Annotated in this window: 20 protein-coding genes; 5 read left to right on the plus strand and 15 right to left on the minus strand. The window is 68.1% G+C overall.

Annotation, left to right across the window (positions count from 1 at the left end; translation table 11 throughout):
• Positions 1-17: 17 nt before the first annotated feature.
• The 15 genes from C3E79_RS05895 to pyrR all read right to left on the minus strand — a co-directional run bounded on the left by C3E79_RS05895 (position 18) and on the right by pyrR (position 17,173).
• Positions 18-1,445 (minus strand): RsmB/NOP family class I SAM-dependent RNA methyltransferase, encoded by a 1,428-nt coding sequence (locus C3E79_RS05895; RefSeq protein WP_108404076.1) that lies wholly within the window; start codon positions 1,443-1,445, stop codon positions 18-20.
• The gene (gene fmt, locus C3E79_RS05900) at positions 1,442-2,377 is read right to left on the minus strand and encodes a methionyl-tRNA formyltransferase (RefSeq protein ID WP_108404077.1); all 936 of its coding nucleotides are present in this window, start codon (positions 2,375-2,377) and stop codon (positions 1,442-1,444) included. The genes C3E79_RS05895 and fmt overlap by 4 nt, the downstream gene beginning before the upstream one ends.
• A 1-nt stretch (position 2,378) precedes the next feature.
• Complete coding sequence (def, locus tag C3E79_RS05905; RefSeq protein WP_108404078.1) at positions 2,379-2,879, minus strand: peptide deformylase; 501 nt, start codon at positions 2,877-2,879, stop codon at positions 2,379-2,381.
• 15 nt (positions 2,880-2,894) lie between these two features.
• Entirely contained in the window at positions 2,895-4,910 is a 2,016-nt protein-coding gene (locus C3E79_RS05910; RefSeq protein ID WP_108404079.1) for a primosomal protein N', read from the minus strand.
• 9 nt (positions 4,911-4,919) lie between these two features.
• Positions 4,920-6,146, minus strand: coding sequence for a methionine adenosyltransferase (gene metK / locus C3E79_RS05915; protein ID WP_108404080.1), 1,227 nt, complete (start codon positions 6,144-6,146; stop codon positions 4,920-4,922).
• A 71-nt stretch (positions 6,147-6,217) separates the two neighbouring features.
• Positions 6,218-7,435: a bifunctional phosphopantothenoylcysteine decarboxylase/phosphopantothenate--cysteine ligase CoaBC gene (gene coaBC / locus C3E79_RS05920; RefSeq protein WP_108404081.1), complete on the minus strand. Its 1,218-nt coding sequence runs from the start codon at positions 7,433-7,435 to the stop codon at positions 6,218-6,220.
• Between the two features lie 156 nt (positions 7,436-7,591).
• Entirely contained in the window at positions 7,592-7,822 is a 231-nt protein-coding gene (gene rpoZ / locus C3E79_RS05925) for a DNA-directed RNA polymerase subunit omega (RefSeq protein WP_108405086.1), read from the minus strand.
• A 104-nt stretch (positions 7,823-7,926) separates the two neighbouring features.
• Positions 7,927-8,517, minus strand: a complete 591-nt coding sequence (gmk, locus tag C3E79_RS05930) for a guanylate kinase (protein WP_108404082.1) — start codon at positions 8,515-8,517, stop codon at positions 7,927-7,929.
• A 4-nt stretch (positions 8,518-8,521) separates the two neighbouring features.
• Positions 8,522-8,842 (minus strand): integration host factor, actinobacterial type, encoded by a 321-nt coding sequence (gene mihF / locus C3E79_RS05935; RefSeq protein WP_108405087.1) that lies wholly within the window; start codon positions 8,840-8,842, stop codon positions 8,522-8,524.
• Positions 8,843-9,088: 246 nt separating this feature from the next.
• Positions 9,089-9,883 carry an orotidine-5'-phosphate decarboxylase gene (pyrF, locus tag C3E79_RS05940; RefSeq protein ID WP_108404083.1) on the minus strand — a complete coding sequence of 265 codons (795 nt, stop codon included), beginning with the start codon at positions 9,881-9,883 and terminating at the stop codon, positions 9,089-9,091.
• Positions 9,884-13,225 carry a carbamoyl-phosphate synthase large subunit gene (carB, locus tag C3E79_RS05945; RefSeq protein WP_108404084.1) on the minus strand — a complete coding sequence of 1,114 codons (3,342 nt, stop codon included), beginning with the start codon at positions 13,223-13,225 and terminating at the stop codon, positions 9,884-9,886. It abuts the gene before it with no gap.
• A 24-nt stretch (positions 13,226-13,249) separates the two neighbouring features.
• Complete coding sequence (carA, locus tag C3E79_RS05950) at positions 13,250-14,398, minus strand: glutamine-hydrolyzing carbamoyl-phosphate synthase small subunit (protein ID WP_108404085.1); 1,149 nt, start codon at positions 14,396-14,398, stop codon at positions 13,250-13,252.
• A gap of 14 nt (positions 14,399-14,412) precedes the next feature.
• A complete protein-coding gene (locus C3E79_RS05955; RefSeq protein ID WP_108404086.1) occupies positions 14,413-15,690 on the minus strand; it encodes a dihydroorotase in 1,278 nt (425 codons plus the stop codon).
• Complete coding sequence (locus C3E79_RS05960; protein ID WP_108404087.1) at positions 15,690-16,610, minus strand: aspartate carbamoyltransferase catalytic subunit; 921 nt, start codon at positions 16,608-16,610, stop codon at positions 15,690-15,692. The genes C3E79_RS05955 and C3E79_RS05960 overlap by 1 nt, the downstream gene beginning before the upstream one ends.
• The gene (pyrR, locus tag C3E79_RS05965; protein ID WP_108404088.1) at positions 16,607-17,173 is read right to left on the minus strand and encodes a bifunctional pyr operon transcriptional regulator/uracil phosphoribosyltransferase PyrR; all 567 of its coding nucleotides are present in this window, start codon (positions 17,171-17,173) and stop codon (positions 16,607-16,609) included. Before pyrR ends, C3E79_RS05960 begins: the two co-directional genes overlap by 4 nt.
• Positions 17,174-17,300: 127 nt before the next feature.
• Between pyrR and C3E79_RS05970 the strand changes: the two genes are divergently transcribed.
• The 5 genes from C3E79_RS05970 to C3E79_RS11610 all read left to right on the plus strand — a co-directional run bounded on the left by C3E79_RS05970 (position 17,301) and on the right by C3E79_RS11610 (position 20,559).
• Entirely contained in the window at positions 17,301-18,644 is a 1,344-nt protein-coding gene (locus C3E79_RS05970) for a TIGR01777 family oxidoreductase (protein WP_108404089.1), read from the plus strand.
• 11 nt (positions 18,645-18,655) lie between these two features.
• Positions 18,656-19,111 carry a YbjN domain-containing protein gene (locus C3E79_RS05975; protein ID WP_235840565.1) on the plus strand — a complete coding sequence of 152 codons (456 nt, stop codon included), beginning with the start codon at positions 18,656-18,658 and terminating at the stop codon, positions 19,109-19,111.
• A complete protein-coding gene (locus tag C3E79_RS05980; protein ID WP_108404091.1) occupies positions 19,101-19,520 on the plus strand; it encodes a YbjN domain-containing protein in 420 nt (139 codons plus the stop codon). The genes C3E79_RS05975 and C3E79_RS05980 overlap by 11 nt, the downstream gene beginning before the upstream one ends.
• A 183-nt stretch (positions 19,521-19,703) precedes the next feature.
• On the plus strand, positions 19,704-20,099 hold the full coding sequence (locus tag C3E79_RS11605) for an LGFP repeat-containing protein (protein ID WP_235840566.1): 396 nt from the start codon (positions 19,704-19,706) through the stop codon (positions 20,097-20,099).
• Positions 19,990-20,559: an LGFP repeat-containing protein gene (locus tag C3E79_RS11610; protein ID WP_235840567.1), complete on the plus strand. Its 570-nt coding sequence runs from the start codon at positions 19,990-19,992 to the stop codon at positions 20,557-20,559. Before C3E79_RS11605 ends, C3E79_RS11610 begins: the two co-directional genes overlap by 110 nt.
• Positions 20,560-20,568 lie beyond the last annotated feature (9 nt).

Here is a 20,568-nt window from a genome sequence, read left to right on the forward strand (position 1 = left end):
AGCCTACTTTTCCCGCGCTACTTCTTGCGCAGCACGCTGAAAAACATCGCGTCGGTGCCGTGGCGGTGCGGCCACATCTGCACGCTCTTGCCCTCCCCGGCGTCCTCGAGGCCCGGCACGTAGGGGTGGGCATCGAGCTCTTCGACACCGCCCGCCGCCACAGCGGCCTCGACTACCCCCCTAGTCTCCCGCAGGTCCGGCGAGCAGGTGGAGTAGACCACCACGCCGCCCGGTCTGACCAGGCGAATCGCCGAGGCGAGCAGCTCACCTTGGAGGTCGGTGAGTGATGCTATGTCCGCCTCCGATTTCACCCACCGCGCCTCGGGGCGGCGGCGCAGGGCGCCGAGGCCGGAACAGGGGGCGTCGACAAGCACGCGGTCGAAGCCCGGATCGAGCCCAGGGTCGCGGCCGTCGCCGACGGTGACCCGCACGGGTAGCTCGCCGACGGCCTTGCGGACAAGCTCGGCGCGGTGTTCGCTGACCTCCACGGCGTCGACGCGGGCGCCCTCGATGCCCGCGATTGCCCCGAGCAACGCGGCCTTGCCGCCCGGCCCGGCGCACAGGTCGAGCCAGCGCCCCGCATCGTCCTCGACCTCAACCTCGGCAACGGCGCGCGCAATGAGCTGAGAGCCTTCGTCCTGCACCCCAGCCAGGCCGCTGCGCACCGGCTCGAGGCTACCCGGGTCGCCCTCTGGCAGGTAGACCGCGTACGGGGAGTACTTCCCCTCTTCTCCCCCGGTGATCGCGGCGAGCTCGGCCGCCGAGATCTCCCCGGGGCGGGCGACGAGGTGGACGACCGGGCGCTGCGAGTCGGCCTCGAGCGCGCGTTCAAGCTCCGCCGCCCGGTCCGGCCCGAGCGCGGTGGAAAACGAGCGCGCGATCCACTCGGGGTGCGCGGTGCGAAACGCCACGGCGCCGAGCTCGTCTGCCGGCGCGAGCTCATGGATCCAGCGCGGCGCGGGCGTGCGGGAGACGCTGCGCAGCACGGCGTTGGCAAACCCCTTAGCCTTCACTACCCCGGCGGCCTCGACGAGGCGCACGGACGTATCGACGGCCGCGTGGGCGTCAACTCGCATATAGAGCAACTGGTAGGTGCCCAGGCGCAGTGCGGCGAGAACCTCGGGGGCGATCTCGCCCAGCGGGCGCGAGGAGCAGCGCTCAATCACCGCGTCGATCACGCCTTGGGTGCGCAGGGTGCCGTAGGCGAGCTCGGTGGCAAACGCCGCGTCGCGCCCGCTGATGCGGCGAGAGCGCAGCAGCTTGGGCAGCACGAGGTTGGCAAAGGCCTCGTCGGTGGCCACGCGCAACACGACGTCGAAGGCCGCCTCTCGCGCCGCGTCGCCGATCGACCCGACCTCGGCCGCCCGGGGCTGCCCGCTCTGGGGTGCCGCCTCGGCCTTCTGGCTGCGGCGCCCCGCGGCGCGCGACCTAAACCCTCCGCTCACTCGAACACCAGCTCCTTTCCGTTGCCGTTAGCGCCGTGGATCCCGCGCGCCCAGTCGGGCGCGGGCATCATCTTCTTGCCTGGCGGCTGGATCGTCCCAAGGCGCACGGCACCGCCGCGCGTGCCGACGACCACCTCGCCCTTCCCCACGCTGACCTGCCCGGGTGAAAGCCCTGCCCGCTCGCAAGGCTCCACGGGCCCGAGCTTGATGCGCTCGCCGCAAAGAGTCGTCCACGCGCCGGGCGCCGGGGTGTGGGCACGGATCTGGCGGTCGATCGCCGCCGCCTCGGACTCCCAGCTCACCCGCGCGTCCGCGCTCGTGATCTTGCCCGCGTACGTCCCCTCCGGCGGCTGGGCGACGGGGGTAGACTCCCCGCGCTCGAGGCCCGTCATCGTCTCCACGAGCAACTCGGCCCCGGACGTAGCGAGGCGGGTGAGCAGGTCGTCGGCGGTATCGCGCGGCCGGATCTCCGCGTGGATGTGGCCGAGGATCGGGCCGGTGTCGAGCCCCTCATCGATGCGAAACGTCGTCGCCCCGGTATCGACGTCCCCGGCGGCGATCGCGGCCTGCACTGGGGCGGCGCCGCGCCAGCGCGGCAGGAGGGAGAAATGCAGGTTTATCCAGCCGTGTTCCGGGATGTCGAGCATATCCGCGGGGATGAGGTTGCCGTAGGCGACGACGGGGATCGCCTGCGGGGAGATCTCGCGCAGCGCGGCGCGGATCTCCCCGTTTTCTTTCAGCGTGGTCGGGGTATAGACCTCGATGCCGCTGTTCAGCGCGACCTCCTTGACCGGCGAGGGGTGCAGGCTGCGGCCGCGGCCCTTGCGCGCGTCGGGCCTGGTGATGACGGCTTCCACGACGTGCTCCGAGGCGATGAGGCGCTCGAGAGCGACCGCGGCGGGCTCGGGTGTTCCGGCGAAGACGAGGCGCATGCTAGTTCTCCTTAAACCACTCGGAGGCGCGGATGAGCGCCATTGCTTCCTTGCGCGCCTCCGGGTCCATGCGACGCATGAACATGACCCCGTCGAGGTGGTCCGTCTCGTGCTGGATGCAGCGCGCGAGCAGCCCCGTCGCTCTCACTGTCAACGGGCGACCGGAGGTGTCGGTAGCGGACATGACAACGCTGTTGTGCCGGGTCACGGTCCCGCCGATGCCCGGCACTGACAGGCAACCTTCGCCCCCGGTCTGGACGTCATCTCCCAGCGGCCGCCACGTGGGGTTGACGGCGTGGCCGCGCATGCCCTGGCAATCGAAGACGAAGACGCGGGCGGCGACGCCGACCTGGTTGGCGGCCAGCCCGACCCCGCCTGCGGCGTCCATCGTCTCGAGCATGTCGCTCACCAGGGTGCGCAGCGAGGAGTCGAACCGAGCCACCGGCGGCATGGGCGAATTGAGCACCGGGTCGCCGAACAAGCGGATCTCACGTATAGCCATGGTCTCGCAGTCTACTTAGCCAATCTGGAGGGGATCGACCTGGATGCGTAGCGGCTGGTCCTGCTTGCGCGCCGCGCGGCTCACCGCAGCCGCCCGGAGCGCCCGGCCGAGCGCCGCGCGCCCGGCGAGCGGGCTGCGCACGAGGACGCGCTGGGCCGGGCCGTGCGCGACCTCGTCCCACTGCCCCGGCAGCTCGACCCCGGGCGGAAGGTCGACGGGACCGAGCAGCTCCGCGTGGGCGGGCAGCTCCGCGTGGGAGAAGAAATCCTCGAGCGCGGCGCGGGGTGCGTCGACGACGGCGACGTGGACGGCCGGCGGGAAGCGGGCGTCCCGGCGCTGCGCGAGCTCGCGCGCGGCGTGCCCCGCCGGGTCCCAGCGGATGAGGTGCTGCACGGTCGGGTGGGCCGGGTCTGCAACGACAACGACCTCCCCGCCGCGGCTTGCCGGGGCGACGAGCGTGGCGGCGGCCATCCAGCGCTCTAAGGCTTCCTCGCTCGCCCGCAGGTCGGGGCGCTCGAGAAGGGCCCAGGTATCGAGCAGGATCGCGGCCCCGTATGAGCCGTCGCGCACCCGCGGCTCGGCGCCGGGTGTGGCCACCACGACGGCGGGGGCGTTGTCCACGGCGTCTATAATCCGCTCGCCCCACGAGGTGCGCACCCGGTATTTCGCGAACGCCCTGCCGAGCTCCTCGGCGGTGCGCTCGGTGCCTATCACCACCGCCCGCAGTCGGCGCGAACCGCACGCCGGGCAGCGGTGCTCCGCATCCATCCGCCCGCACCAGCGGCACGTCGGCGCCGCGGCCCCGCCACCGGAAGGCAGCGCCAGCGGCCCGTTGCACCATCGGCAGCGCGCCGGGGTCCGGCACTGCCCGCAGGCCAGGGCTTGGACGTATCCCCCGCGGGGGACCTGGACGAGCACGGGGCGGCCCCCTTCCAACGCGCGCGTGGCCGCCTGAAACGCCACCGAGGGGATGCGCGCCTGCCGCGCGCGCGGGTCGCGCTCGAGGGCTACGTCGGTATCGCCGGCCGCGTGGATGCGCGGGGCGCGGCGGCGCAGCATGTCCCTGGGCGCCGCCAGCTCGTGCATCCACCCGGACTCCACCAGCAGCTGGGCCTCCGTGCTGCGGGAATGCCCGCCGAGGAGCAGGGAGGCCTTCTCCTGGGCGGAGCGGGTCGTGAGCACCTCGCGGGCGTGGACGTAGGGCGCCCGGGGGTCAACCAGCGAGTCATCACCGTCGTGCATGAGCACGATGAGTCTTAGCCCCTCCACCGGCGCGAACGCCGCTGAGCGCGTCCCCAGGACGATCCGGGCCTGGCCGTGGAGGATGGAGAGGAAGCGCGAGTAGCGCGCCTGCGGTCCTTGGGAGGCGGTCAGCGTCGTGATGTGGCGCGCGCCGACGTGATCGCGCAGCGCCGCGCCGCAGCGGTCAAGGTCGCGCTGGTCGGGCACGACGATGAGCACACCGCCGCCGCCCTGGGCCACCTTCGCCGCCAGCGCCGCGACGGGTCGTGCCCAGTCGTGCCCGGGGGCGATTTGCCAGGCGGCGCGGGCGAGGCGGCCGTCAATCACGGAGTCCGCGAACGAGCTGCCGTGTTCGTAGACCATCCAGTCGGAGAGGTCGGGTTCGGTGAGATCTCCGAGCTCCTCCCAGGCGGTGGTGGTGTCGGTTTCTTCCGCCTTCGCGTGGCGCGGCGGGATCGCCGCGCGGTAGATGTCAGAGCGGATGCCCGCGTATCTCTCGCACAGGGAATCGACGAGCAGACGCAGCCGCTCGGGCGCGACGACCTCGGGGCTAATCACCCGCTCGATATAGCGCAGCGCGCCGGCGTGCTCTGTGGTCTCGCGGCGCTCGAGCACGAGTGCGTCGACAAGCCGTCCTGCAAACCGGATGCGCACCTTGACCCCAGCAACGGCGGCCGCGCTGTCGCGTTCGGCAACGAGGTAGTCGAAGGGCCGATCCAGGTGCGCGAGCCCGAGGAGGGGAAGCACCCGGGCCACCGGCAGTTTGGCGGCGCTGGGGGTCTCAGGCATGGGCCCATCCTAGCCTTGGGCGGCGGCCGCCTTGAGCTGCTCGACCTTATCTAGCCGCTCCCACGGCACATCGATGTCCGTGCGCCCGAAGTGGCCGTACGCCGCGGTCTGCGCGTAGATCGGGCGCAACAGGTCGAGCTCGCGGATGATGGCGTCCGGTCGGAGATCGAAGACCTGCGCCACGGCCTTTTGGATGCTCTCGTCGGTGTGCCCCTCTGCCGCCGTGCCGAAGGTCTCCACGTAGAGGCCCACGGGGTTGGCCCGCCCGATGGCGTAGGCAACCTGCACCTCGACGCGGTCGGCGAGGCCGGCGGCGACGATGTTCTTGGCCACCCAGCGCATCGCGTAGGCCGCGGAGCGATCGACCTTCGAGGGGTCCTTGCCCGAAAACGCGCCGCCGCCGTGGCGCGCCATCCCGCCGTAGGTGTCCACGATAATCTTCCGGCCGGTAAGCCCCGCATCCCCCATCGGCCCGCCGAGCACGAAGGAACCCGACGGGTTGACAAGGAGCTTGGTGTCCTCGGTGTAGTAATCCTGCAGGCCGGCATCGGCGATGACCCATTCGACAACCTTCGTGCGGATGGCCTCTTCGAGCGCCGCGCCCTGGAAGTCGGGGTCGTGTTGGGTGGAGACGACAACGGTGTCGAGGTAGACCGGCACGGTCCCGTCGTAAGCGAAGGTCACCTGGGTCTTCCCATCGGGCCGCAGGCCGACGACCTCGCCCATCTTGCGCACCTCCGTGAGGCGGCGCGCGAGCCGGTGCGCGGTGGAAATTGGCAGCGGCATGTATTCGGGGGTCTCGTTGGTGGCGTAGCCGAACATGAGGCCCTGGTCCCCGGCGCCGGACTGGTCGTTTACTCCAGTTGCGGAGTTCTCGCGCACCTCCTGCGAGGTGGTCACGCCGTCGGAGATCTCGGCGGATTGCTCCCCGATGGCGATGTTGACGCCGCAGGTGCGGCCGTCGAAGCCGACCTCGGAGGAGGTAAAGCCGATGCCGACGAGCTTGTCGCGCACAATTTTGGCGATGTTGGAGTACGCCTCCGTGTTCACTTCGCCGACGACGTGGACCTGGCCCGTGGTCACGAGCGTCTCCACTGCGACACGCGACTGTGGGTCCTGGGAGAGCATGTCGTCGAGGATGGCGTCCGAGATGGCGTCGCAAATCTTATCGGGGTGTCCCTCGGTGACGGACTCGCTAGTGAAGAGTCGGTAGTAGGGCTCGTGCGGGGTAGTCAAGGCTCGGGTTTCCTTTACGGCGAAACAATGTGTCTCGCCCAATATAGACTAAGCTGTCTAAAACGGGCAAACTAGCGCTCGAAATCCTCGATCGCGTCCCATATCTGGGCGGCAACGACCTGTTTTGGCCCGTCAGCAATCTCGGTGACCGTGCCATCGGAGCCAACGAGCCACCCACTGTTGCGCGCCTGCCCGAACACCGCTCCGCCCGCCACCGAATTGACCATGAGCATGTCGGCGCCCTTGCGGGCGAGCTTCTCCTTGCCGTACTCCAGCGGGTTGTCCGTCTCCGCGGCAAAGCCCACGATCACGGCATCAGTCTCGCCCGCACGCCGCTTATCGACGAGCCCGTGCAGCACGTCCGGGTTCTCCACAAGCTCGATCCGGGCCAACGCCTCGGTATCGGCCCCCTTCTTCATCTTCGATGGGGCCTCCGTGCGCGGACGGAAGTCGGAGACGGCCGCCGCCATGACAATGATGTCCGCGCCCGCGGCGCGCGCGTTCATCTCCTCCTCCAACTCGCGTGTCGAGCGCACCCGCACGATCTCCGCTCCGGCCGGGGTGTAGAGCTCGTTGATGTCTCCGGCGACGACGGTGACCTCCGCCCCGCGCTGCGCGGCGATCTCCGCGAGCGCAAATCCCTGCCGCCCCGAGGAACGGTTGCCAATAAACCGCACGGGGTCGATATTTTCCTGGGTGCCGCCTGCGCTGATGAGCACGCGCTTGCCCTCCAGGCCGCGCCCTATCGCACCGACCTCGGCCACGGTGCGCGCGAGCTCGGCGATTTGGCCAGGCTCCAGCATCCGCCCGGGGCCGGAGTCCTTACCCGTCAAGCGCCCGTCGGCGGGCTCGAGCACGGTCATCCCCCGCTGCCTCAACGTGGCCACGTTGGCCTGGGTGGCGGGGTTGACCCACATCTCGGTGTGCATCGCCGGCGCGAGGACGACCGGGCACGTAGCCACGAGGATCGTGGAGGTCAACAGGTCGTCGGCACGCCCGGCCGCAATCCGCGCGATGATGTCCGCGGTCGCCGGGGCGACGATAATGAGGTCCGCTTCCTGCCCGATGCGCACGTGCTGCACGGAATCAACACGCGTGAACACGCCTGTGTCCACCGGGTTGCCGGAAAGTGCCTCGAACGTCGCAGCGCCGACAAACTGAAGAGCGTTTTCGGTCGGTACAACGCGGACGCTATCCCCCGCCTCCTTGAAATCCCTCACGAGGTGGCAGGCCTTATACGCCGCGATACCTCCGGTAACGCCGATAACCACGTTGCGGGGTGATGTCATAGTGACGCATTCTACTCCAGTGCCTTGCCTGTCACCTCGCGCGCTCGGGCAGCGGCTGCTGCGCCGGCCGGTAGGGGCGACGGAGACAGTGAAAGACACAGCGAAAAAGGCCGCACCCCTTCGGAAAGGGCGCGGCCGCGTGCCGGTGAGGGGGCTTTAGTTGCCCTCTTCGTGCTCCAGCATGCCTTCTTGGATTTCGCGCAGCGCGATGGAAAGCGGCTTCTCACCGGCCTGTGGGGTCACCAGAGGACCGATGAACTCGAAGACGCCTTCGTCCTGCTCCTGGTAGTAGCTGTTGATCTGGCGGGCCCGCTTGGCCGCGAAGATGACCAGCGCGTACTTCGAGGAGACCTTCTCCAAAAGCTCGTCGATGGGGGGCGCGGTGATGCCCTCCGGCGCGTCGTAGACGGCGACGGGCGCGGCGGTCTCTGCCTCGCCGGCAGGAGCGGTCTCGGCCGCGTGATCGTTGGATACGTTGCTCACAATTGAACCTATTCGTTGTCGTTGTTCGGTGTGGTGCGCACAATGGCCGCGATTGCGGCGACGGCATCGTCCACGTCGTCGTTGACCACTACGCTGTCAAACTCGCCCTGCGCGTCGAGCTCCCCGCGCGCCGTCGCGAGCCTGCGCTCGATCACCTCTGCGGACTCGGTGCCCCGCCCAGTGAGCCGGTCCACGAGCACCTCCCACGAAGGCGGTGCCAAAAAGACCGTGTGCGCCTCCGGCATGAGGGACTTGATGGTGCGGGCGCCGACGAGGTCGACCTCGATGAGCACGGGCCTGCCGGCTTTGAGCGCCTCCTTCACCGGGCCCGCCGGTGTCCCGGAGCGCTGCAGGCCGCCATGGATATCGGCCCATTCGAGCATCTCTCCCGCGTCGATCGTGCGCTGGAAGTCCTCGGCGGTGACGAAGTAGTAGTCCTTGCCGTCGACCTCGCCCGGGCGTGGAGCCCGGGTGGTCATTGAGACCGAAAAAAAGAGGTGGGGTACGTCGGTGCGCAGACGGTTGACGACAGTCGATTTGCCGACAGCAGAGGGTCCGGCCAAGACGACAAGCCGGCCCTGCGGTGTCACGTCTGCCACCGGTTTAGCCCTCGAAGCCGAAGCGCTCCAGCAGGGCGCGGCGCTGGCGCTCACCCAGGCCACGGAGGCGGCGGGTCTGAGCGATCTCGAGCTCCTCCATGATCTCGCGGGCCTTGACCTTGCCCACCTTCGGCATTGCCTCGAGCAATGCGGATACCTTGGTCTTGCCGATGATCTCGTCGGACTCGGCTTTGTCGAGGACGTCCTTCAAGGTGGTGTCGCCGCGCTTGAGCGACGCCTTCAGCTCGGCGCGCTGCTTGCGGGCCTCGGCTGCCTTTGCGAGTGCTTCCTTGCGCTGCTCGTCGGTCAACTGTGGAAGGGCCACGGATTCCTCCAAATTGTCGTAGTTAAGGTTTTCAGCCAGGTGCCACACCCGGACCGGTTGTGAGGCGGGCGGAAATCCCACCGATGCAACTCGCTGGTTCCGGCCAAGTGTAGCACCCTCAGTGATGATCGTCGGCGAACGCGGCAACGTTTCCCAAGGAAGCCGTTTTACCACGTCACCGCGATGACGCCCTCAAATTACCAGGCTTTTTGCGTTTCCACGAATAAGGGGCCGCATAACCGCCGCTTAGGCGAAGGATTCGAGGCGTTTGTGCAGCTCAGCAACGTCGGGCCCGGCGGAGAGGACAGAGCGCGAGACGTTGGGGAAGGCAAGCTCTGCACGCTCGCCGACGATGCGCGAGACATCCTCAAGCGTCGCCCCCTGCGCCCCGACACCGGGCATGAGCACCGGCGCGTTGAGCGCGCCAAGGCGCGGCGGCTCGGCAACGGTCGCCCCCACCACCACCCCGACATCGCCCACGCCGGGGCCGGGATTGTAGGCCGCGCACGCATCGACCATCTGCTGGGCGATGCTCACCCCGTCAACTAGCTGGGACTGGAAGGCCTCCGCTTCCGGGTTGGAGTTCGCCGCCATGACGAAGACCCCCTTGCCGTGCTCCCCCGCCAGCTCGATGGCCGGGTCGAGCGAACCGACCCCGAGGTAGGGCGTGAGCGTGACCGCGTCGGCCTCCAAGGGCGAACCCGGGGCGAGCCACGCGGCGGCGTAGCCTTTCATGGTCGAGCCGATGTCGCCGCGCTTCGCGTCGGCCACGACCAGCGTTCCGGCCTCCCGCAGCGCCGCCAGGGTCTCTTCCAGGACCGCGTAGCCGACCGAGCCGAAGCGCTCGTAGAACGCGACCTGGGGCTTGACCAGGGCTACCCGCCCCGCAAAGGCCTCGACGCAGGTGCGGGAGAACTCGCGCAAGCCGTCTGCGTCATCGCCCAGCCCCCACGCCTCGAGCAGGGCGGGGTGCGGGTCGATGCCGACGCAGAGGCGGCCGAGGCGCGCCCCGGCGTCAACAAGCGCCTGCCCGAATCCCATCTAGCGCTCCCCCGATCCGGTGTGCTCGAGCTCCTGCAGGCTCATCACGCCCAGCTCGCTCTCGCGCAGCGCCTCGATGCCCTGCACGGCGGCGACGACGCCCTGCACGGTGGTCACCAACGGCACCCCGGCCGCCGCCGCGGTCGCGCGGATCTCGTAGCCGTCGAAGCGGGCACCCGCGGAGCCCGCCGGGGTGTTGAGGATGAGGTCGACCTCGCCTGCCCCGATGCGCTCGACGATGGAGGTCCCCTCGGCGCCATCGCGCACCTCGGAGGCCTTGAGCGCAAGCTCGCACTCGATGCCGTTGCGGCGCAGCATCGACGCCGTACCCGTGGTGGCGAGGATGGTAAAGCCCATGGTGGCCAGGCGCTGGATCGGGAAGATCAGGGAGCGCTTGTCGCGGTTGGCCACGGAGACGAACACGGTGCCCTCGGTCGGCAGCTCGCCGAACGCGGCGGCCTCGGCCTTGGCGTAGGCGGTGCCAAAGGACGGGGCGAGCCCCATGACCTCGCCGGTAGACTTCATCTCCGGGCCCAGGATGGTGTCGAGCACCTCGCCCGACGGCGTGCGGAAGCGGGTAAACGGCAGCACCGCCTCCTTCACCGCGATCGGGTGGTCGAGCGGCAGCGAGCCGCCGTCGTAGTCGGCCGGCAGGAGCCCCTCGTCGCGCAGCTGCGCGATGGTGGCGCCCATCATGATCCGCGCGGCCGCCTTCGCCAGATGAACGCCGGTGGCCTTGGACACGAACGGCACGGTGCGCGAGGCGCGCGGGTTGGCCTCGATGACGTAGAGCACGTCGTCCTTCAGCGCGAACTGGACGTTCATCAATCCCTTGACGCCGATGCCGTGCGCCAGCGCCTCGGCGCTGCGACGCACCTTGTCAATGTCTTCCGGCCCCAGCGTCATCGGCGGCAGCGCGCAGGCCGAGTCGCCGGAATGGATGCCGGCCTCCTCGATGTGCTCCATCACGCCGCCGAGGTAGACCTCGGTGCCATCGCAGAGCACGTCGACGTCGATCTCGATGGCGGAATCGAGGAAGCGATCGACCAGCACCGGGTGGTCCGGCGAGAGCTCGGTGGCGCGGTTGATGTAGTCCTCGAGGTTGGCCTCGTCGTAGACAATCTCCATCCCGCGCCCGCCGAGCACATAGGAGGGGCGCACGAGCACGGGGTAGCCGATGCGAGAGGCGACCTCGCGGGCCTGCTCAAACGACGTCGCCGTGCCGTAGGCCGGGGCCGGCAGCCCCGCGGCGTCGAGGACGTGGCCGAACTCGCCGCGGTCTTCGGCCAGGTCGATCGCCTCCGGGGTGGTTCCCACGACGGGGACGCCGGCGTCGGCAAGCTTTTGCGCCAGACCCAGCGGGGTCTGGCCGCCGAGCTGGACAATCACGCCAGCGACGGTGCCGGAGGCGGCCTCGGCGCGGTAGACCTCCATGACGTCTTCGAAGGTCAGCGGCTCGAAGTAGAGGCGGTCGGCGGTGTCGTAGTCGGTGGAGACGGTCTCCGGGTTGCAGTTGACCATCACCGTCTCGTAGCCCACGCGGGAGAGCTCGAGCGCGGCGTGCACGCAGGAGTAGTCGAACTCGATGCCCTGGCCGATGCGGTTCGGGCCGGAGCCTAGGATGATGACCTTCTCCCTGCCCGTGTGGGCGATCTCGCTCTCCGCGTCCTCGTCGAGCTCGTAGGCCGAGTAGTGGTAGGGCGTTTGCGCTTCGAACTCACCCGCGCAGGTGTCTACCGTCTTAAACACCGGATGGATGCCGAGTGAGTAGCGCAGCGCCCGCACGCCGTCCTCCCCTGCGAGCTCCGGGCGCAGGGCGGCGATTTGGGCGTCGGAGAGGCCGTAGACCTTCGCCTCGCGCAGGAGGGTTTTGTCCAGCACTGGGGCGTCGACAAGCAGCTGGCGGAACTCCACGAGCGCGGCGAGCTCGGCGAGGAACCAGGGATCGATGCCGGAGGCCTCGTGCACCTGCTCTACTGTGGCCCCGAGGCGCAGCGCCAGCTCGACGTCGTACATGCGCTTATCCGTCGGGGTGCGCAGGTCTTCGAGCACAGCGTCGACGTCCGTCTCGCGGCCTTCGGCAAAGTAAGCGTCCGGGCGCGTCCAGAACCCGCCCGGCTTGTCCTCCATCGAGCGCATGACCTTGTTCAGGCCCTGGATGTAGTTGCGCCCGATGCCCATCGCTTCGCCCACGGCCTTCATGGAGGTGCCCAGCGTCTCGTCCGAGCCGGGGAACTTCTCGAAGGCAAACCGCGGCATCTTCACAATGACGTAGTCAAGCGTCGGCTCGAAGGCGGCAGGGGTCACCCCGGTGATGTCGTTGGTGATTTCATCGAGGGTGTAGCCGATCGCGAGCTTGGAGGCGATCTTGGCAATCGGGAAGCCGGTCGCCTTCGACGCCAGCGCCGAGGAGCGAGACACGCGCGGGTTCATCTCGATGGTGATGATGCGCCCATCTATGGGGTTGACGGCGAACTGGATGTTGCAGCCGCCGGTGTCCACGCCGACCTCGCGGATAATGGCGATGCCCTGGTCGCGCATCTTCTGGTACTCGCGGTCTGTCAAGGTCAGCGCGGGTGCGACGGTGACGGAGTCGCCGGTGTGGACGCCGAGCGCATCGACGTTTTCGATCGAGGCGATGACCACGACGTTGTCGTCGCCGTCGCGCATGAGCTCGAGCTCGAACTCCTTCCAGCCGAGGATGGACTCCTCGATAAGCACGTTGGCCTCCGGAGAGGCTTCGAGCCCACCGCCGGCAATGCGGTCTAAGTCCTCCATGCTAAAGGCGAGGCCGGAGCCGAGCCCGCCCATGGTAAACGACGGGCGCACGACCACCGGTAGGCCCAGCTCGGCGACGGTGTCGTGGACCTCCTCCATCGTGTGGCAGACCCGCGAGCGGGCGGATTCCCCGCCGATCTTGGCCACGATGTCCTTGAATTTCTGGCGGTCCTCGCCGCGCTCGATCGCCTCGATGTTCGCGCCGATGAGCTCCACGCCGTGCTTGGCCAGGATGCCCTGGCGGTCGAGCTGGATCGCGGCGTTGAGCGCGGTCTGGCCGCCGAGTGTGGCCAGGATGGCGTCGACGGGGTGGCCCTGCTCCGCCTCGCGGGCAAGGATCTTGTCAATGAACTCCGGCTCGATCGGCTCGACGTAGGTGTGGTCGGCGAACTCCGGGTCCGTCATGATGGTCGCGGGGTTGGAGTTAATCAGGGTCACGCGCAGGCCCTCGTCCTTGAGCACACGGCACGCCTGGGTGCCCGAGTAGTCGAACTCGCAGGCCTGGCCGATGACGATGGGGCCGGAGCCGATAACCAGGACGTGGTTGATGTCTGCTCTCTTCATGTGAGGTCTTCCTTTCCTGGTTACTTACCTATTCGGGCTGTGGTTGTCCATCAACGAGATGAACTGATCGAATAACGGGTTGGCGTCGTGCGGGCCTGCAGCGGATTCCGGGTGGTACTGCACCGAGTAGGCCATGCCGCTTTCCAGGGCGACGCCCTCGACGGAGCCGTCGTTAAGGCAGGTGTGGGTGACAAGGGCGGGGCCGAAGTCGGTATCGAAGCTCTCCCCCGGCCCGACCGGGGCCTCGAGCACGAATCCGTGGTTCTGGCTCGTGATGTCGATCTTGCCGGTGAGGTGGTTTTTCACCGGCACGTTGACGCCGCGGTGGCCGAACTTCATCTTGGTGGTGGAAAGCCCCAGCGCTCGCCCCAAGATCTGGTTGCCGAAGCAGATGCCAAACAGCGGCACGCCGGCGGAGATGACGTCGCGGGTCACAGCCACCATCGCGTCCGCCGTGGCGGGGTCGCCCGGCCCGTTGGAGATGAACACGCCGTCGGGGTTGTACTGGGTGATCTCCTCATACGGGGTGTTGGCGGGCACGACGATGGTCTCGATGCCGCGGTCGGCGAAGTGGCCCGGCGTGGCGGACTTGATACCCATGTCGTAGGCGACGACGGTGTAGCGTTTCTCACCCTCGGCGGCCACGGTGTAGGGCTTGCCGGTGGAGACCTCGTCGGCGAGGTCGGCGCCAGCCATCGAGGGCTGCGCGTTCACGCGGGCAACAAGCGTATCGACGTCCCCGCTTGCCGCCTCGCCCGTAAAAATACCCGCGCTGATCGAACCGTAATTGCGCAGGTGGCGCACGAGGCTGCGGGTGTCCACCCCGTAGATGCCCGCCACGCCCTGGCTCTCCATTTCCTCCTCCAAGCTGCGCTTCGCCCGCCAGTTGGACACGCGCTTGGCCAGGTCGCGGATGACCAGCCCGGCGACCCAGATCTGGTCGCCGTGGGATTCGTTGTCTTCATCGTTCCAGCCGGTGTTGCCGATCTGGGGTGCCGTCATGACCACGATCTGGCGGTGGTAGGACGGGTCGGTCATGGTCTCCTGGTAGCCGGTCATCGCGGTGGTGAACACGGCCTCGCCGAAGACCTCACCTGATGTGCCGAAGGAATAGCCCTTGTACGTGGTGCCGTCGCCGAGGACGAGAACGGCGGGAATGCGGTTGAGTGTCATATGAAAAGTCTTCCTTAATTCTCTGTCCTGTGGGTTACCGTTCCGCGCAGCAGCGTGAGCTCCGCGCGCGCGGAGAAGTCCATGCCTTCATAGGGCGTATTCGACGCCTTCGACGCCATCGCGCGGCCGTTAGCGGTCCACTGCGAGGCGGGGTTGACCAGGGTGAGGTTGGCGGGCTCGCCCGCGGCGATCGGCCGGCCTTGGTCCTGAAGCCCGAGCATCTCGGCGGGGCGCTCGCTCATGACCTTGGCCACGAACCTCCAGTCGGCCAGACCGGGCTCGACGAAGACCTGGGAGATGACGGCAAGCGAGGTCTCCAACCCCAACATGCCGGGCTTGGCGTGTTCGAACTCGCAGCACTTGTCCTCGGAGCCGTGCGGGGCGTGGTCTGTGGCAACGACGTCGACGGTGCCGTCGAGAAGCGCCTCGCGCAGCGCGTATGTGTCTCGCGCCTCGCGCAGCGGCGGGTTGACGCGGAAGACGCCGTCGTAGCCGTCGAGCTTGTCGTCGGTGAGCAGCAGGTGGTGAGGGGTGACCTCGGCGGTGACGTTGATGCCCTGCGCCTTCGCCCAGCGCAGCAGCTCGACCGTGCCCTCGGTGGAGGCATGGCAGATGTGCAGGCGGCCGCCGTAGTCGCGGGTGAGCAGCACGTCGCGCGCGACGATGGATTCCTCCGCCACCCGCGGCCAGCCGCGCAGGCCCAAGCGTGCCGCGACCTCACCCTCGTGGGCGCAGGCGCCCTCGGTCATGCGGTGGTCCTCGGCGTGCTGGGCGAGCAGGACGCCGTGGGCCTTCGCGTACTCCACGGCGCGGCGCATGAGCTGCGGGTCGGTCACGCACTTGCCGTCGTCGGAGAACATGCGCACCCCGCTGCGCGCCATGAGCCCGATCTCGGTGAGCTGCTTACCTGCAAGGCCCTGGGTGATGGAGCCGACCGGGTAGACGTCGCACTGCCCGTGCGCCTGGCCCTTCTCCCACACCGCCTCGGCGAGGAAGGGTTGGTCGATCACCGGCTGGGTATTGGCCATGGTGAACACGGCGGTAAACCCGCCGCGCGCGGCCGCGGCGGAGCCGGTGGCAATCGTCTCGGTGTCCTCGCGGCCCGGCTCGCGCAGGTGGACGTGCATGTCCACCAGGCCCGGCAGCAGCACGTGGCCGGCCCCGTCGATGACCTCGTCGGCGCCGCTGACATCAACGTCGGGGCCGATCTCGGCGATCACGCCGTCGCTGACGAGCACGTTGACGCGCTCCTCGCCGTAGGGGCGGGCGTTTTCTAATCCAATAGTGGCCATTAGCCCTCCTTACCTGCCAGCAGCGTAAACAGCACCGCCATGCGGGTGTAGACGCCGTTGGTCACCTGGTTAAGCACGATGGTGTTGTCGCGCTCGGCGACGTCGAAGCCGATTTCCATCCCGCGCAGCATCGGGCCTGGGTGCATGATCACCGCGGTGTCCTTCATGCGCTCAGCCCGCGCGACCGAGAGGCCATACAGCGTCGCGTACTCGCGGTGCGAGGGGAAGAACCCCCCGTTCATGCGCTCGGCTTGCACGCGCAGCATCATCACCACATCCGCATCCGCGATCTCCGCGTCGAAGTCGTGGCTTATCCGCGCCGGCCAGTGCTCGACGCCGGCGGGAAGTAGCGTCGGCGGGGCGACGAGCGTCACCTCGGCGCCGAGCGTGCGCAAAAGGTCGACGTTGGAACGGGCTACGCGGGAGTGCAGGATATCGCCGACGAGGATGACCTTGGCACCGGCGACGTCGCCGACGTGCTGGCGCATGGACACGGCGTCGAGAAGCGCCTGGGTCGGGTGCTGGTGCTGGCCGTCGCCCGCGTTGATGATGGAGGTCTCCGGCAGCCACTGCGCAAGCAGGTGGGCCGCGCCCGAGGCGGGGTGGCGGATGATGATGGCGTCCGCGCCGACCGCCTGGACGGTAAGCGCGGTGTCTTTGAGCGACTCGCCCTTCTTCACCGAGGATGATGACGCCGAGAGGTTGATCACGTCGGCGCTCATCCACTTCCCCGCCGTCTCGAACGAGGAGCGGGTGCGCGTGGAGTTCTCGTAGAACAGGGTGAACACCGTGCGGCCGCGCAAGGTGGGCAGCTTCTTGACCTCGCGGCCGTCGAGGGCCTCGCGGAAGCGGTCGGCCTCGTCCATGATGCCGATGATGTCGTCGCGGGTGAGGTCCTTGATGTCGATGAGGTGTTTCATCGTCCCTCCTTGAGCAGGGTTACGGCGTCGGCAGCGTCGATCGGGGTGAGCGTGACCGCTACGCCTTCGCTTCTCGACGTCGGAATGTTCTTGCCCACATAATCCGCGCGGATCGGCAGCTCGCGGTGGCCCCGATCGACGAGCACCGCGAGCTGGATCGCGGCCGGTCGGCCGATATCGGCGATGGCATCGAGTGCGGCGCGGATGGTGCGCCCGGAGAACAAGACGTCGTCGACTAACACGACGACGCAGCCGTCGATGTCCTCGGGGATGGACGTGGGGCGAATCGCCCTGTGGGGGCGGTGGCGCAGGTCGTCGCGGTACAAGGTCACATCGAGGCTGCCGACGGGGATGTGGGTGCCGGAGAACTCCTCGATGGCCGCCGCGATGCGGCGCGCGAGCGGCACGCCACCGGAGGGAATTCCCAAGAGGATCACCCTGGGCGCGGCCTCGGAGCCGACGGCGTTTTTCTCTATGATCTGGTGCGCGATGCGTGCGATCGTGCGCGAGACGTCGGGCGCGCTTAACAGCTGCACCGACTCGCGCGACTCTCTCGTGCTCACCGGACCTCCTTCCCCGCCTCTCTGTGCGGAATTTAAAGGATGTCGAACCTGGTTGAAAGTCTCGTTGAAAGTCTATGGTGGAGACCGTCATTGAGCATAGCACCCGCTCCCGCACAAGAAAGGCGCGATGAGCTTTTCCGCTTCCCATGTCGTCCCCGCGCCCCGCGATGAGGTATGGCGCTGGCACTCCCGCCCCGGTGCCGTCGTCCGTCTGACCCCGCCGTTTCTGCCCATGAGGCCCGTTATCCAGGCCGCCGACCTTTGCAGCGGCACGACCGAGTTCGCCCTCCCCGCCGGGCTGCGCTGGGTGGCCCGGCACGATACGGAAGGCTTCGTCGACGGCACGCAATTTAGAGACCGCGCGGCCAATGCGCCGTTCCGCGCGGCCACGGGCTGGGTGCACACCCACCGATTCGAGGAGGTAAGCCCGGACTCCACGCGGGTAAGCGACCACGTGGAGAACCGGGTGCCGGGCGCTTTCCTTCACCGAGCGTTCGCCTACCGCCAGCGCCAGCTCATCGAGGATTTGCGTTTCCTCTCCACGCTGCCCGACTCTCCTCGCCTCACCGTCGCTGTCACAGGTGCCCGCGGGCTGGTTGGCACCGCGCTTAGCGCCCAGCTCACCACGGCCGGGCACCGCGTCATCGAGCTTTCCCACGGCACCGCGCGGCCGGGCGCTAGGCGCTGGGACGTGGACAACCCAGCGGCTGATCTCTTGCGCGGCGTCGACGCCGTGGTCCACCTCGCCGGCGAGCCCATCGGCGGGCGGTTCACCGCCGCAAAGAAGCGCCGCATCGCGGGCTCCCGGGTCGAGCCGACCCGCCGACTTGCCCGGCTCGCCGCCGAGAGCGGGGTGAAGGCTTTCGTTTCCGCCTCGGCGATCGGGTTCTACGGAACCGACGCCGCCACGCCCGCGCGCACCGAGTCCGCCCCGCGCGGCGAGGGCTTCTTGGCGCAGGTCTGCGAGGAGTGGGAGGCGGCCAGCAGGGTCGATGGGCTGCGCACCGTCAACGTGCGCACCGGCCTCGTGCTCTCCGGCGCCGGCGGCCTTCTGCCCCTCCTGCGCCGCTCCGCCGGCCTGGACCTCGGCGCCCGGCTCGGCGATGGCTCGACGTGGATGAGCTGGATCTCCTTAGACGACCTCACCGACATCTACGTGCGCGCGCTTGTTGACGCCTCCTTCACCGGCCCCCTCAACGCCACCGCGCCCCACCCCGTGACCAGCGCCGAGTTCTCCGCTGCGCTGACCCGCCTGCTCCATCGCCCCGATGTGCTCTCCGTTCCCGCGTTCGGCCCCGCGGCGCTGCTCGGCCGGGAAGGCGCGGCGGAGCTCGCCTTTGCTAGCCAAAACGTCGTGCCCGACGAGCTCGGTGCCCGCGGCGTCCGTTTCCGCTACCCCGCCCTGGAATCCGCCCTTGCCCACGAGCTCGGGCGGGAGCGCCTTGTAGACCCTTCGCGGGTCGCCCCGTAAGCTCGGTGGGCGTGGAAACAGATGTCGTGCCCGTCGACGCCGCCGCCGTCGCACGGGTGCTTGCGGAGGAAAGGCTCGAACACCGCGTCGAGGGCGAGGTGGTGCGCACCGGCTTTGCCAACGCAGCCATCGCTTTCGCCATCGATCAGGATTACCTCGTCTGCGAGGCGCTGTGGCGCGGGGTGATCCCCGCCGCCGACGTGGGGCAGGTGCTTTATGCGTGCAACGAGTACAACCAGTCTGCCTTCGCCCCGACGCTGAAGTTTTTCGATCACGCAGACCAGCAGCCCGCATCCACGCTCGGGATCAGCGCATCGAGGGTCCTCGATGTGACCTGTGGTGCGTCGGTGAACCAGCTTGGCGCCTTCGTCGTGAGCACACTTGACGCAATCTTAAGCGCCTTCGACTACCTCGCCGCGACCTTTCCCGCGGCCGTGACCTGGCAGGAGCCCCACGATGAGCACTGATATCGTCACCGCCGAGCGCGTCGCTTCAACGCTGGGCTCCCACGGGATCGAGGCAACCACCGACGCCTCCGGGCGCGGGGTGCACGCCACAGTGGGAGATGTTGAGGTAATGCTGGTCATCCTAGACTCCGTGCTTATCGCGCGCACGGCGTCGGTGACCGAGGTTTCCTCCGGCACACCGGATCCGAAGCTCTACCTCGCGGCGAACCAGGTCAACGCCGCCTACCCGCACGCGCGCTGCATCGTGGTCAACCGCGAGGAGAACATCACGCTGCGCACCGAAGCAGAGCTGCCCATCGCCGCCGGGCTTGACGGCGCCCAACTCGACAGCGCGCTTACCCGCGCCATAAATGCCGTGACCCACGCCCAGGACATGCTTAAGGCCGTGTCGGAACAGTTCGGAGCCTGACGCACGCCCCAGATCCTGCGGTTTTCTTGCTTGCCGCGCGGGCTTGCCTCTCTTGGTTTATTGTGAACATTGCCCGAAGGATTCTGTCGGGGAACCTTGCGTTGAACTGCATGTCAGGGAGAGTCGATGAAGCTCGGTACACAACTTGTTGCTGCGGGCACCGCAGCTATTACAGCGTGCACATTGACCGTTGCCACGGCTGCGGCGGACGTGTTCCACGGATACTGGATCGGCGGGAGAATCGAGGAAACCTACCACCGCCTCGGCGGGTGGGGCAGGTTCGGGGATGCCACTACGCCTGAAAGTGTGGCTGCGTGGAACGGCCGCTTCCAGGTCTTCCAACACGACGCCTCCATCTACTGGCACCCGAACGTCGATGGCGGCACCGCCCACCAGGTGGGCGGTCGCATCCGTGACAAATGGGGCGATCTCGGCTGGGAAAACGCTGCCCTGGGCTACCCCGTAACTGATGAGTTGCAAACACCTGACGGTGTGGGCCGGTTCAACCACTTCCAGGGCGGGTCGGTTTACTGGTCGCCGAACACTGACGCACCAGATCTGGGGCGGGATCCGGGATAAGTGGGCGGCGCAAGGATGGGAGACCGGCCCGTTGGGCTATCCCACCACTGATGAGCGCACCACCCCGGACGGGAAGGGCAAGTACAACCATTTCGAAGGCGGGTCGATCTACTACTCGCCTGCAGGTGGGGTGCGCACTGTGAGCGGGAAGATTCGTGACTTTTGGGCCAAAGCCGGCTGGGAGAAAAGCTCCTTCGGGTTCCCGTCGTCGGATGCCTACACTGCCGGGGGCGGGGTGAAACAGAATTTCATCGGTGGTGCCATCCAAGCGTTTGAGCCCACCGGTGTAGCCCTGGAAAAGTTTGATAACAAGGCCTACTCCAGCTATCGGCAGGTCTACCCCCTTTTCGCGAAAGAAGACTTTCCTCGCTGGCACGCCGCGGGCGCACACCGCGAACTGATCCAGAACATGGACACCTACTTCCCGTTGACCGGGTGCCCGAAAGAGGCCAGTGGCTAAAGAAGTGAC

The organism is Corynebacterium liangguodongii (assembly GCF_003070865.1).
GTDB lineage: Bacteria > Actinomycetota > Actinomycetes > Mycobacteriales > Mycobacteriaceae > Corynebacterium > Corynebacterium liangguodongii.

What these genes read in the sequence shown, in the direction of transcription:
- fmt (WP_108404077.1), bottom strand. Translation starts at nt 2,377, where the DNA reads ATGCGCCTCGTCTTCGCCGGAACACCCGAGCCCGCCGCGGTCGCTCTC.
- def (WP_108404078.1), bottom strand. Translation starts at nt 2,879, where the DNA reads ATGGCTATACGTGAGATCCGCTTGTTCGGCGACCCGGTGCTCAATTCG.
- C3E79_RS05910 (WP_108404079.1), bottom strand. Translation starts at nt 4,910, where the DNA reads ATGCCTGAGACCCCCAGCGCCGCCAAACTGCCGGTGGCCCGGGTGCTT.
- coaBC (WP_108404081.1), bottom strand. Translation starts at nt 7,435, where the DNA reads ATGACATCACCCCGCAACGTGGTTATCGGCGTTACCGGAGGTATCGCG.
- pyrF (WP_108404083.1), bottom strand. Translation starts at nt 9,883, where the DNA reads ATGGGATTCGGGCAGGCGCTTGTTGACGCCGGGGCGCGCCTCGGCCGC.
- carB (WP_108404084.1), bottom strand. Translation starts at nt 13,225, where the DNA reads ATGAAGAGAGCAGACATCAACCACGTCCTGGTTATCGGCTCCGGCCCC.
- carA (WP_108404085.1), bottom strand. Translation starts at nt 14,398, where the DNA reads ATGACACTCAACCGCATTCCCGCCGTTCTCGTCCTCGGCGACGGCACC.
- C3E79_RS05955 (WP_108404086.1), bottom strand. Translation starts at nt 15,690, where the DNA reads ATGGCCACTATTGGATTAGAAAACGCCCGCCCCTACGGCGAGGAGCGC.
- C3E79_RS05960 (WP_108404087.1), bottom strand. Translation starts at nt 16,610, where the DNA reads ATGAAACACCTCATCGACATCAAGGACCTCACCCGCGACGACATCATC.
- C3E79_RS05970 (WP_108404089.1), top strand. Translation starts at nt 17,301, where the DNA reads ATGAGCTTTTCCGCTTCCCATGTCGTCCCCGCGCCCCGCGATGAGGTA.
- C3E79_RS05980 (WP_108404091.1), top strand. Translation starts at nt 19,101, where the DNA reads ATGAGCACTGATATCGTCACCGCCGAGCGCGTCGCTTCAACGCTGGGC.
- C3E79_RS11610 (WP_235840567.1), top strand. Translation starts at nt 19,990, where the DNA reads ATGAGTTGCAAACACCTGACGGTGTGGGCCGGTTCAACCACTTCCAGG.